Source organism: Paraburkholderia sp. BL18I3N2 (genome assembly GCF_003001875.1).
GTDB classification, from domain to species: Bacteria; Pseudomonadota; Gammaproteobacteria; order Burkholderiales; family Burkholderiaceae; genus Paraburkholderia; species Paraburkholderia phytofirmans.
The window spans coordinates 448811-460322 of record NZ_PVNC01000005.1; the positions used below are offsets into that span (position 1 = coordinate 448811).

The window sequence follows — 11512 nt, forward strand, 5'->3', positions numbered from 1 at the left end:
CCGAAGGGCGGCATCGTCGACGATGCCGCCCTTCGCGCTTCTACGGCAAAGTTTATGATGTGCGCTTTTGCGCGCCTAACCCGTCCTCCGCTCAGCTCATGTCCACCACTTCCCTGCTCGTTGAATCGCTGCCCGTGCTCGCGCAGGGCGCCGTCCTGACGGTCAAGTTCGCGGTTCTGTCGATGATCTTCGGCCTGATTGCCGGCGCCGTGCTCGCGTTGATGGGCGTCAGCCACAACCGCGTGCTGAACTGGATCGCGCGCATTTATGTGAGCGTGATGCGCGGCACGCCGCTGCTGGTGCAGATTTTCGTGATCTATTACGGCTTGCCGAGTTTCGGCATTTCACTCGACCCGACGCCGGCCGGTGTAATCGCGTTGTCCGCGAATGTGGCCGCGTATCTGTCGGAGAGCATGCGCGGCGCGATCCTGGGGATCCACAACGGCCAATGGCTCGCGGCCTATAGTCTCGGACTCTCGCGACGCCAGACGCTGCGCTACGTGATCGCGCCGCAGGCTTTGCGCATTGCCGTGCCGAGCCTGTCGAACAGTCTGATCAGCCTGATCAAGGACACTTCGCTGGTGTCGGTGATCACCGTGACCGAACTGCTGCGCAGCGCGCAGGAGATCATCGCATCGACCTATCAGCCGCTGCCGTTGTATCTCGCCGCGGCCGCCGTTTACTGGCTGCTGTGTCAGGTGCTCGAAAGCGTGCAACGCTGGTACGAACGGCGCCTTGCGCTGCCGTCGCGCCACTGAGCGCCCGAAGCTCTTGATTTAGCGGCTGGCGACAGAAGATGCCGCATCCAGCGGCGCGCCGAAGCGTTCGAAGCGCGGCGTGTAGTAGTGGTCCGGATCGAGCGAAAACGCGACATGGCGCGTGCGGCCCATCAATTCCTTGCGCGGAAAGAAGCCGAAGTAACGCGAATCAGCGCTGTCGTCGCGATTGTCGCCGAGCATCAGATACTCGCCGGGCGGCACGACCACTGGCCCGAACGAATCCCGCGGGCTCGGCGCCTGCGGCGCGAGCCGCACCGTATGCGTGACGCCGTCGAAGCGCTCGGTCAGATAGTCGCCGGGCGATGCGGCGTCGCCAGGCAGCGGCTTGAGCTTGAGCGGCCGGTAATCGGCGCGCACGCCGTTCACATACAGCACGTTCTCTCGCATCGCCACGCTGTCGCCGGGCAAGCCGATCAGACGCTTGACGATCAACTCATGCGCCGCCGACGAATCGATCGTCACGATATCGCCACGCTGCGGATCGTGTAGATGCGCGATCGCGATATGCGTGAGCGGCACGCGCAAATCGTAGGCCATCTTGTCGACGAAGATCCGGTCGCCCTCGCGGATCGTCGGCAGCATCGAGCCGCTCGGCACGACGTTCCAGTCGGCCACGGCGCTGCGAAACAACACCATCAGGAAGAGAAACGCGACGACGCTCTTGTTGTCGCGCCACAGTTTTCCGAGCATGCGCATGGCAGGCGGCTCCATTGGAAGGAATTCGAAAGCGGCGGGCACGTGGAGCGTTTTTTCTCTCCGCATGCCCGCGCAAATGCTACCACCGCTGCTGCGCGTAATGCGGCAACGCCGGCGACGCTACTCTCCCGCGAACTTCAACCCGAGCGCCGCGCGCGCCGCGTCAGCCATCGCGATCATCTGCAGCGACTTGCCATGCGGCATTACCGGACTTTCCATTCGCCCCGCCCGGATCAGTTCGCAGAAGTGCGCGGTCTCGTAGTTCAGGCCGCCGCCTTCGAACGGTTCGTCGAGTTCGACCACGCGTCCATCGGTATAACGGATCGTCGCGCGCGACGGATTCCACCATGGCTCGTGAATCGTGACGTGGCCCCCTTTGGCCATCAGCAGCGCATCGCCCTTGCCGTGCAGATCGAGTCCGCAGAACAACTGGGCGATGCCGCCCTCGTGCCGGCTGTTCAGGCTCGCGAACGTATCGACGCCCGTCGCCCCGAGCCGCCCCAGCGTCTGCACCTCGAGCGGCGCGCCTAGCCAGTCGACGGCGAGAAACATCTCGTAGATGCCGATGTCGAGCAGCGCGCCGCCCGCATGCTCGAACGACAGCGACGGATGATCGTCCGGCACGCCCGGCACCGAGCAGCCGGCCCGCACCAGCCCGACCGCGCCGATCGGATCGGCATCTAGATGCGCGCGCAACTTTCTGTAGAGCGGATAAAAGGGCGGCTTCATGGCTTCCATGAAGAGCCGCTCTGCGCCGCGCGCGGCGTCGAGCACGCGCTCGAGCTGCGGCTGATTGATGGTGGCGGGTTTTTCGCACAACACGTGCAGACCGGCTTGCAGCGCGGCGATCGCGTAGTCGGCGTGACTGTCCTGGACGGTGGCGATATAGAGCGCGTGGATACCGCTGGCGAGCAGCGCGTCGAAACTGGCGCACACCTCGCCGCCGAATTCCCCGGCAAATGCCATGGCCGGTTCCGCGCGGCGCGACCACAGCGCGGTCAGTTGCGCGTTCGGCACATGAGCGAGACCTGCCGCGAAGCGACGGGCAATGCGGCCCGTCCCGACGATTCCCCAACGGATCGTGCCGTCCGGGGGGATTTCCTGCGTTGCGATTGTCATCGTTCCTTCGAGTCCATGCAGTTCAGAACAGGCGCTATTGTCGCGCATGCCACACGCTCTCGCGTGGGCGTGAACGCGCGCCCTTCCGTATCGCACAGTCTCACAAGGAAAAAATAAAAGACCCAGCGTGCCGCCGCGGCGGCGACGCTCAACTGCGTGCCGGCGGTTCCGCTGAAAACTGGCCGCTGACTTCTTCCGCGGTGTAGTCGATCATTGCAAGCGAGGCGAGTTCCGCTTCCTTCGGATCGCGCCGTTCGATCGCTTCGACCACGCGTTGATGGGATTTCACCGCCGTTTCCCACAGTCCCTCTCCGTCTCTTTCGGTGACGATGGGATTGACGGTCGAGAGCGCGCCGCGAATGATCGCCGCCATCTGCTTGAAGAACTGATTGCCGCTCGCCACCACGATGCGGGTGTGGAACAGTTCGTCCGCTTCCTGATAGCCCGGCTCGCCTGGGCGGATCGGGCGGAACGCCTCGAACGCCTCGCGGATCGCGGCAATATCCGCCGCGCTGCCGCGCGCGGCCGCCTGCGCCGAGGCGCGCGGTTCGATAAGGATCCGAAACTCGATCACGTCGCGCAGAAACAGCGGATCGGGTTTCGCGCGAAAACGCCAGTTCACGACGTCTTCGTCGATCATGCGCCAATCGCTCATCGGCCGGATGCGCGTGCCGATTTTCGGCCGCACGTCCAGCATGTCGCGCGCGAGCAGCATCGACAGCGCCTCGCGCATGACGGTGCGGCTGACGTCGAACTCTTTCGACAGCACATCCTGCGGTGGCAGTATGGCGCCGTATTTCTCTTCGACGATGCCCGTGACCAGCCCATCCATGACTTTGCTCACGAGCGATCGATCTTTGTTTGCCTGTTCCATGACACTCTCCCCGAAGCGGTGTTTGCCCCCGCGTAGCCTGTTGGTCGTGCGGCCCTTATGTCTCGTTTTATTGATGTCACTTAGTTCTTCTACGATACGTTGCTAGCTTCAAAACGGTTGCGCCAGTTGGGAGACTTCCTGACAGGGTTATCCCTCTGAAGAATTGTTTCTTCCTTGTAACGCCGCATATTTTGACGGGCCATAAGCTTGCGCCTCAAGCGTGCCTGCGTTGCAGAATTTGCATAGTGCGAAGACGCACGTTGCGAGACGATTTGTCTGATCCACTCCGCGTCGGCGGATAGGAACTGGCGGGAAACGACGGATGACGTTCGCATCAGGAGGCGCTCGCGGCAATTGGCGGCGAGTCCTGCGCGGATGCCGCGGTCGATCGCTGAATAGAATCCGGCGCCGCCACCGATCCATAACGTCCGCCGAAAAAGATCAGCGGCGCGTGTTCATCGAGCGAGAACACCAGCACCTCGCCGACGAACAGCGTATGGTCGCCGCACGGATGCCGGTCCACCACGCGCGCGGCGAAACGCGCCGCCGCGTGTTCGAGCAGCACCACGCCCGCGAGCCCCTCGACCGGCGCGAAGCGCGGCGCGAGCCGGCTCTGCGGCTCGCCGGCAAAGTGGCGGCTATGCGGCTCCTGCGCCTCCGACAACACGCTCACACCGAATAGCGCGCTGTCCATCAGACGCTCGTGCATGCGCGCCCGGTGCCCGACCGAGACGACGATCAGCGGCGGCTTGAGCGAACCCGCCATGAAGGCGTTGGCGGTCATCGCATGCAGATCGTCGCCGCTGCCGGTCGAGATCACCACCACGCCGGTCGCGAAGCGTCCCAACGCGTGGCGAAAGCGCCGCTCGTCGAAAGTCGACTGCGAGACGAACGGCGTCTCAGCGTGAAGTACCTTTGCGTGCATGAGCGCTCTCCAGATTGCGACCGAACGGGTTCTCGAAACGCACGATGTCGTCTTCGTCCGGATGGCCGCCTGATTGGACCTCGATCATTTCTCGCGGCGTCCTGCCCGCAGTTTCCAGCCGGTGCGTGACGCCGGGCGGAACATACGCCGACGGGTTTTTCTCCACGAGCATGAAGCATTCCTCGCCGCGCGCGGCGCGCATCACCGAATCCCAGCCGCTCACTTCCGCGCGTCCCGCGACGAACGGCACGGTGACGCCTCCCACGCGCGCGTCGGTGCCGACGCGCTCCATCACCGCGTAGTCGATTGAACGGGACGGGCACAGGGCCAACTGATCGCGCGCGACATGCAGCGTGCCGTCGCCGTCGACCGTGGCACGCTCGAACGCGGCCGCGCAAGCCTCGGCGATCGCCGGCTGGCAGAGCGCGAGCGCCGCGAGCCACACCGACGCGCGCACCACGAACATGCCGCTGTTCCACCAGTAATTGCCGGAGGCGGCATAGCGCTCGGCCAGTTCCGGATCGGGCTTCTCGACGAACCGTTCGATGGCGCGCGCGCCCCGTTTGCCGAGCGCCGCCCCGGTGCGGATATAGGCATAGCCGGTTTCCGCGCGTTTGGGCGGCACGCCGAGTGCGACGATCGCGCCATGCGTCGCGTGCTCGAGCGCCTCGGCGAGCGCCACGCCGAACGCAACGTGATCGGCAATCAGATGATCCGCCGGCAATGCGACGATGAGCGGATCGTCGCCCTCCACAGCCGCCGCGCGCGCGGCGAGCGCAGCGATGGTCAACGCGGGCGCGGTATCGCGTGGCATGGGTTCGAGCACCACGCGCACCGGTCGGCCCGATCGGGCGAGCCGCTCCAGCGGTTCGAGCATTTGCCGATGCAGGTCCTCGCAGCAGACCATCAGCGGCGTCGCAATGGATCGCGGGCCGCATACCGGCGAAGCGTGTTGCGCCGCGACGAACGACGCGTCGAGCCGGCTCAGCGTGGTTTCGAGGAGCGACGCGTCGCCCATGAGGTCGATCGACCGTTTCGGATTGCGTTCGCGCGACAACGGCCACGATCGTGTGTCGGAGCCATCCGCGAGAATCACCGGTTGCACGGATAAACGTGTGGCCGTTTCGCTGACGTCCGCGGTCGACGCAAGCGGATTGCCTAGTTCTACGATGCGATTCATGTGCGGGTCCCCTATCCGGACTAACTAGTCCGGTTCATTGTTCTATGTTGCCGTGCGTACTACCGTGCTACCTATACAGCGTGCCTTCGCCCAATGGTCATCGTCAGTCGAAGCGACAAGCGGCGAGCGGTTTGTGCGCGATGAAGTGAAACCACCACGCGTCGCTCTCTTCCACGTCGTCCGGAATGCGATCGCCGCCGGAACTGCCGAACACGGCGTCGATTTGCAAGCCGACTTGCGCCAGTTGCCGGCGCTGCTCGCGCAGCGTCGTGTAGACGATCACAATGCCGAAGTTGTGAGCCGCCGCGGTCTTGACCGCGTAGCCGCCGTAGTCGTGATTCAGCTTCACGTTGCGCAGATAGTTCAGCGTGCCGAGCTGGAAGCGCCGTGCGGAGCGCAGCGTGCGCCAGCCGAGTCTGAGCGGGTTGAATGAGAATTGCGGCAGCAGCTGCCAGATGTTCTCGCGGTAGCCGGGGCCGCCGCGGTTGTGCGACGAAAACAGCACATACCCGCCGGGCCGCACAACCCGATACATCTCTTCGAGAATCCTCACGCGATCGTCGTAGTCGACGCAGTCGATGCCGTTCCAGCTAAATTCGGCAAGCCCGTAATGATCCGAAGGCAGCGCGGACATGTCACGCGCGTCCATATGCCGAAGGTCGCGTTCGGGATGGCGCGCCTTCGCGAGATCGAGCAGCTTCTGTGTGTAGTCGACGCCGATGTAGTCGTCGGAGATGGACGTCATCAACGGAATCGTGCGGCCGGCGCCAATCCCGATATCGAGTAAAGGCTGACCCGCGCAACGCGGTGCAAGCCAATCGAAGGCAGCCTGTTCCCCGGGATCGGAGTAGTTCTTCCCGAACGTCATCACGCGTTCGGCGTCCGACGAATTCCATGCAACTCGGTTGATGCGGTCCAACTCGGATTGACTGTTCACTACGCGCTCCCCTTAGCGTATGTGCGCTGGACAATCCTTGCGCATGCATTACGCTTCCCCGAATAGACGAAACCTGCGCGAGCGCTTTACAAAGCGTTGCGTGGCCGTGACCTTGGGCCGGCCGCCGCCCGGCCCGCTCGCCGGATGGCACCAACCGAACCGGTCATCGAACGCTGCTGGCCGCACGCCACGCTCCTCACAAGGTCCCCGCTTTCAAACCATTACAACAAACACGGCATAGTTGATATGTACGTCCCGCCACATTGGCTCGGAGTCCGATGCAAAGGTGCTTGTGCGTCGCACGCGTCACTGGAAACATGGCAATGCAGTCGGTTGCCATACGGCCCGCACCGCGCGAACGTCGAGCGCCCTGCATTGGCTTGGGAAAAGACAATCTGTGCGCTGGAAGGCGTGACGAGCATCCACCCGATCACAGCATCTCAAACGTATTGACGAGCACCGCGCTGTCGCGCTCACGGCGCCGTGCGCCGAAAAGCGGCTGACTGCCGCGCACCTGGCGCGTAAGGCCAATGAAGGGCACGCCATGTTCCAGATAAGGCCCTTCTGTCTTGCGAAAACCGAATTGCTCATAGAAACCGCGCAGACCGAGCGGCGCGCTGACACGCACGGCATGCCCCGGCCAACGCTCGACAATCGCCTGCAGCAGGCGTTCGATCAATAGTTCGGCGGTGCCGTCGCCGCGCCGCAGCGGGCTCGTCAGCACCTTGTCGATGGTGATCTCCGGATCTTCGGCGTCGCCGGGTTGCAGGCGCGCGTAGGCAAGAATCGGCATCGGCCGCGACATGTCCTCCACGGCGAACACGTGCACCGCGCTTTCATCCCGGCCATCGGCGTCGAGACAAACATGCGACTGTTCGACCACGAACACCGCGCTGCGCGCCCGCAAGATCAAATACAGTTCGCGTGCCGAAAGCTGATCGAATTCCAGCGTTTTCCAGTTCATCGCCTTCCCCAGCAGTCAATAAGTTCAACGACGCCGGCACGGCGCGCCGGCTTTGACGGCCTGGCTGCATAGGCTGGCCCGTTCTGATGGCTACACGGTACGTCCGCGAAACGCGTGTTTCCGTGCGCCATCGCACTGACGCTGGGCTTCGACAAATCTTAAATACGGACGTCGGGGCATGGCATCACGGCACGCCGCCTGAAACCGCACGCGGTCACTCTCGCGGTCACTCTGAACGCGTCGCGCCCCACATATGAACCACGCCGGCATGCGTCGTGGCAATGGACAAAAGAACGATCACGTGGGTTCGATCGAAGTCCGCACCATCCGAGAACGTTGAACAACTAGGGGACCACATCATGAAAAACGCCTTGCGCCGCATCCTTTCCGAATCGGCCCGCCTGGACGTCCCGGCGGAGACGCTGGCCGACGACGCCGACCTCTACGCGGCGGGCCTCTCCTCACTTGCGACCGTGCATCTGATGCTGGCAATCGAAGACGAATTCGGCATTGAGATTCCGGACCGTCTGTTGACGCGGCGCCTGTTCTCCAGCATCGATTCCATGGCCGCCGCAGTCACCGAGCTGCAACGGGCGAAGGCGGCAGCATGAACGCCCCGCTGCTGGATGCGGCGGCAGAGCCCGCCTCGAGGCACGCGCACGGTGCGGCGGAAGGCGCCGACACGTCGCTCGGCTTAACCGCGGTCGAAACCGAACCGGGCTGGCGCGCGGCCGCGCAACGCTGTGCGGCGGTGGCCGCGCAGTTCGCGGACTCGGTGGATCGCGAGGCGCGTTTCCCGAGCGAAGCGTTCGAGGCGCTCAAGCGCGAACGCCTGCTCTCGGTAATGGTGCCGGCCGAGTTCGGCGGCGCGGGCCTGTCGCTCGCGGACGTCGGCGCGATCTGCGAAATGCTCGCGCAAGGCTGCGCCTCCACCGCGATGGTGTATGCCATGCACCAGATCCAGGTGGCGTGTATCGAGGCGCATGGCAGCGACGCGGTATGGCATCGGCAGTTGCTCGTGCAACTGGTCAAGCAGCAGTGGCTGCTGGCGTCGGCCACCTCCGAGGAAACCATCGGCGGCAATATGCGCACCAGCGCCTGCTCGGTCGAGCTCGACGCTGCGCGCTTTCGCATCGAAAAGCTCGCACCGACGATTTCGTATGGCGCGCACGCCGATGGCATTCTCGTTACCGCTCGCCGCACCGCCGAATCGGCGGCCGCCGACCAGGTGCTGATCGTCGCGTTGCGCTCCGATACGCAACTGGAAAAGCGCGGCGGCTGGGATTCGATGGGCATGCGCGGCACCTGCAGCGAGGGCTTCCGGCTCGTCGCCACGGGTCTGGCCGAACAGATCCTGCCGACGCCCTTCGCCGAGATCGCCGATCAAACCATGCTGCCGGTCTCGCACACGCTGTGGGCCTCGGTGTGGACCGGCGTGGCCACGGATGCCGTGAATCGCGCGAAAGCGTTCTTCCGCGCACAGGCGCGTGCGAAGCCAGGTGTGGTTCCGCCGGCCGGTTTGCGCCTCGCTGAAGCGGTCGGTCTGCTGCAGATGATGCAGGCGCGCCTCGCGGTCGCGCTGGAGGCCGCACGCACCGCTCACCACGCGCGTCACGGCGGCTCGCAAGCCGATGCGCCGCTCGCGGCCATGCTCGGCTTCGCCTCCGACATGAACACGCTGAAGACGAGCATCTCCACCACCGCGCTGCAGGTCGTGCACGAAGTGCTGATGATCTGCGGCATGGCGGGCTACAAGAACGGCACGCCGTACAGCGTCGGGCGCCATTTGCGCGACCTGCATTCCGCGCCGCTGATGATCAATAACGACCGCATCGCGCAGAACACCGCGAGCCTGTTGCTCGCGCAACGACCTGCCGCCCCGGGGAGAGCCTGATATGAACACGATGACCGATACCGCCGCCCTTGCCGCCGCTGCTCAGGCAGCCGAAGCGCCGAGCTTTCGCGATGAACTGCTGGCCGCGGGCCTGTTGATCGACACTGGCGAAAACGGCCTGTATGGCCGCAGCCAGATTTTCGAAGACGTGGTGGACCGCCTGAACGTGGCGATCACGCATCTCGGTGCGGACCAGCAGCCGGAACTGCTGCGCTTTCCGCCCGCCATGCGCCGCACCGACTTCGAAGACAGCGAGTATCTGAAAAGCTTTCCGAACCTGGCTGGCACGATTCACTCGTTCTGCGGCAACGACATGGGCCACCAACGCCTGTTGCGCGCGCTCGACGACGCCATGACCGAACGCGACGACGATCGCAGCGACGACTGGATGGCGCAGCAGAAGCCGACTCGTGTCGTGCTCACGCCGGCCGCCTGCTACCCGATCTATCCGGTGATGGCGCGGCGCGGTCCGTTGCCGGCCGGCGGCCGCACGATCGATGTGCTGTCGTATTGCTTTCGTCACGAACCGTCGCTGGATCCGGGCCGCATGCAGATGTTCCGCCAGCGCGAATACGTGCGCCTGGGCAACGCGCAACAGGTGATGGCGTTCCGGCAGATGTGGATCGAGCGCGGCTCGCTGCTCATCGATCTGCTGCAATTGCCGGTCGAAGTGGATCTTGCCAACGACCCGTTCTTCGGCCGCGGCGGCAAGATCGTCGCCGATAGCCAGCGTGCCCAGGCGCTCAAGTTCGAGCTGCTGATTCCGGTGGCCGATCCGCGCGGCAAGACGGCCTGCCTGTCGTTCAACTATCACATGGAACACTTCGGCGCGATCTGGAAGATCGAGTGCGAAGACGGCGCGATCGCGCATACGGGTTGCGTCGGTTTCGGCATGGAACGGATCACACTCGCGCTATTCCGTCATCATGGGCTCGACGTGAACGCGTGGCCGGACGACGTGCGCGCGCTGCTGTGGGGCGATACCGAAGCGCGTGTGGCGCATGGCATGAAAACCATGCAAACGGTGTCCACCGAAACGGCGCAAGATTCCGGAGAGCGCGTATGAATCCGTCTCTGACACCCGTACCGAACGGCGCGAATGGCGCTTTTCCGCTGAACCGCCGCGTCGATCTGCCCGCTGCCGGCGGCGCCGTTGCCGCGCCCGCAGCGCGCTTGCGCGAGCACGCCCCGCATGCGCTCCATCAGGGCGAGCGCGTATGGCAGGAGACCAACTGCTACGTCGACCTGTGGATCGAACTGCTGCACGGCTTCGGGCTCGAACCGCGCGCGGCGCTCGGCTTTACCGTCACGCAGGATTTCGAAGGCGATCAGTTCACGTTCTTCAAGTTTCCGCTCGAAGACCTCGAACGGCTCTACGGCACCCAGGTGCAGGAACTGGCCATCTACGATTCGCTCGAAGCACGCGTGCTCGCCCAGACCTTGCGCGGTCATACCGTGCTGGTGGAAGTGGACGGCTATTACCTGCCGAATACGCGCGCCACGTCGTACCGGCGCGAGCATCCGAAGACCACCGTGGGCATCGACTTCATCGATCCGGACGCGCGCCGTCTCGGCTACTTCCACAACACCGGCTATCACCTGCTTGACGGTGAAGACTACGACGGCGTGTTCCGCAAGCTGCCGCAGTTCCAGCAGCAGGCCGATCTGCTGTTTCCGTATGTGGAGTTCGCCAAGCAGTCGCGGCCCGCGCTCGAAGGCACCGCGCTCGCGGAGGCGTCGGCGGAACTGCTGCGTGCGCACTTGAGCCGCCGGCCGCTCAGCAATCCGATTACGCAGTGGCGTGCCGCATTTCCCGCGCATCTCGAGACGTTGCTCGAACGTGGCGAAAAATTCTTCCACCCATACTCGTTCAACCTGATGCGGCAGCTCGGCGCGAACTTCGAGTTTCTCTCGAAGTATCTGAGCTGGCTCTCCGCGCAAGGCTTCGAGGTGCCGGCATCGATTCCGGCAGCGGCGCAGAGCATCGCGTCGGAGTCGATGGTGATGCAGTTCCGGCTCGTGCGGGCGATTACCCGCGGGCGCCGCGATCTGTGCGAAGACTGCTTCGACGTGCTCGAAAGCGCTTACGAAAAGACGCTGCCGCCGCTCGCCGCGCTGGTGCTGTAACACGCCTTGCGCGGCTT

At 64.3% G+C, this 11512-nt stretch carries 12 protein-coding genes; 5 read left to right on the forward strand and 7 right to left on the reverse strand.

Features of this window, described 5'->3' with window-relative positions; translation table 11 throughout:
• Positions 1-98 precede the first annotated feature (98 nt).
• Positions 99-758 (forward strand): amino acid ABC transporter permease, encoded by a 660-nt coding sequence (locus B0G75_RS17580; RefSeq protein ID WP_106307883.1) that lies wholly within the window; start codon positions 99-101, stop codon positions 756-758.
• 18 nt (positions 759-776) lie between these two features.
• On the opposite strand, the gene lepB is transcribed toward B0G75_RS17580, so the two are convergent.
• The 7 genes from lepB to B0G75_RS17615 form a co-directional block, all read right to left on the reverse strand.
• Positions 777-1475, reverse strand: a complete 699-nt coding sequence (gene lepB, locus B0G75_RS17585) for a signal peptidase I (protein WP_106307886.1) — start codon at positions 1473-1475, stop codon at positions 777-779.
• 120 nt (positions 1476-1595) lie between these two features.
• Positions 1596-2594, reverse strand: coding sequence for a Gfo/Idh/MocA family protein (locus tag B0G75_RS17590; protein ID WP_106308061.1), 999 nt, complete (start codon positions 2592-2594; stop codon positions 1596-1598).
• 148 nt (positions 2595-2742) lie between these two features.
• The gene (locus B0G75_RS17595) at positions 2743-3468 is read right to left on the reverse strand and encodes a FadR/GntR family transcriptional regulator (protein ID WP_106307889.1); all 726 of its coding nucleotides are present in this window, start codon (positions 3466-3468) and stop codon (positions 2743-2745) included.
• Positions 3469-3802: 334 nt separating this feature from the next.
• On the reverse strand, positions 3803-4393 hold the full coding sequence (locus B0G75_RS17600; protein ID WP_106307892.1) for a flavin reductase family protein: 591 nt from the start codon (positions 4391-4393) through the stop codon (positions 3803-3805).
• Positions 4368-5573 carry a sugar phosphate nucleotidyltransferase gene (locus tag B0G75_RS17605; RefSeq protein WP_106307895.1) on the reverse strand — a complete coding sequence of 402 codons (1206 nt, stop codon included), beginning with the start codon at positions 5571-5573 and terminating at the stop codon, positions 4368-4370. The genes B0G75_RS17600 and B0G75_RS17605 overlap by 26 nt, the downstream gene beginning before the upstream one ends.
• A 103-nt stretch (positions 5574-5676) precedes the next feature.
• Positions 5677-6510: a class I SAM-dependent methyltransferase gene (locus B0G75_RS17610; RefSeq protein ID WP_106307898.1), complete on the reverse strand. Its 834-nt coding sequence runs from the start codon at positions 6508-6510 to the stop codon at positions 5677-5679.
• Positions 6511-6940: 430 nt separating this feature from the next.
• Positions 6941-7474 (reverse strand): GNAT family N-acetyltransferase, encoded by a 534-nt coding sequence (locus B0G75_RS17615; protein ID WP_106307901.1) that lies wholly within the window; start codon positions 7472-7474, stop codon positions 6941-6943.
• 359 nt (positions 7475-7833) lie between these two features.
• Here B0G75_RS17615 and B0G75_RS17620 point away from each other — a divergent pair, with 359 nt between their 5' ends.
• Genes B0G75_RS17620 through B0G75_RS17635 form a run of 4 tightly spaced genes read left to right on the forward strand, consistent with a single transcriptional unit; the run spans position 7834 to position 11495 of the window.
• Positions 7834-8085, forward strand: a complete 252-nt coding sequence (locus B0G75_RS17620; protein WP_106307904.1) for an acyl carrier protein — start codon at positions 7834-7836, stop codon at positions 8083-8085.
• Entirely contained in the window at positions 8082-9368 is a 1287-nt protein-coding gene (locus B0G75_RS17625) for an acyl-CoA dehydrogenase family protein (RefSeq protein ID WP_106307907.1), read from the forward strand. The genes B0G75_RS17620 and B0G75_RS17625 overlap by 4 nt, the downstream gene beginning before the upstream one ends.
• Before the next feature lies 1 nt (position 9369).
• Complete coding sequence (locus B0G75_RS17630) at positions 9370-10434, forward strand: amino acid--[acyl-carrier-protein] ligase (RefSeq protein ID WP_106307910.1); 1065 nt, start codon at positions 9370-9372, stop codon at positions 10432-10434.
• Entirely contained in the window at positions 10431-11495 is a 1065-nt protein-coding gene (locus B0G75_RS17635; protein ID WP_106307913.1) for a DUF1839 family protein, read from the forward strand. Before B0G75_RS17630 ends, B0G75_RS17635 begins: the two co-directional genes overlap by 4 nt.
• The last annotated feature ends 17 nt before the right edge of the window (positions 11496-11512 follow it).

What these genes read in the sequence shown, in the direction of transcription:
- B0G75_RS17580 (WP_106307883.1), top strand. Translation starts at nt 99, where the DNA reads ATGTCCACCACTTCCCTGCTCGTTGAATCGCTGCCCGTGCTCGCGCAG.
- lepB (WP_106307886.1), bottom strand. Translation starts at nt 1,475, where the DNA reads ATGCGCATGCTCGGAAAACTGTGGCGCGACAACAAGAGCGTCGTCGCG.
- B0G75_RS17590 (WP_106308061.1), bottom strand. Translation starts at nt 2,594, where the DNA reads ATGACAATCGCAACGCAGGAAATCCCCCCGGACGGCACGATCCGTTGG.
- B0G75_RS17595 (WP_106307889.1), bottom strand. Translation starts at nt 3,468, where the DNA reads ATGGAACAGGCAAACAAAGATCGATCGCTCGTGAGCAAAGTCATGGAT.
- B0G75_RS17600 (WP_106307892.1), bottom strand. Translation starts at nt 4,393, where the DNA reads ATGCACGCAAAGGTACTTCACGCTGAGACGCCGTTCGTCTCGCAGTCG.
- B0G75_RS17605 (WP_106307895.1), bottom strand. Translation starts at nt 5,573, where the DNA reads ATGAATCGCATCGTAGAACTAGGCAATCCGCTTGCGTCGACCGCGGAC.
- B0G75_RS17615 (WP_106307901.1), bottom strand. Translation starts at nt 7,474, where the DNA reads ATGAACTGGAAAACGCTGGAATTCGATCAGCTTTCGGCACGCGAACTG.
- B0G75_RS17620 (WP_106307904.1), top strand. Translation starts at nt 7,834, where the DNA reads ATGAAAAACGCCTTGCGCCGCATCCTTTCCGAATCGGCCCGCCTGGAC.
- B0G75_RS17625 (WP_106307907.1), top strand. Translation starts at nt 8,082, where the DNA reads ATGAACGCCCCGCTGCTGGATGCGGCGGCAGAGCCCGCCTCGAGGCAC.
- B0G75_RS17630 (WP_106307910.1), top strand. Translation starts at nt 9,370, where the DNA reads ATGAACACGATGACCGATACCGCCGCCCTTGCCGCCGCTGCTCAGGCA.
- B0G75_RS17635 (WP_106307913.1), top strand. Translation starts at nt 10,431, where the DNA reads ATGAATCCGTCTCTGACACCCGTACCGAACGGCGCGAATGGCGCTTTT.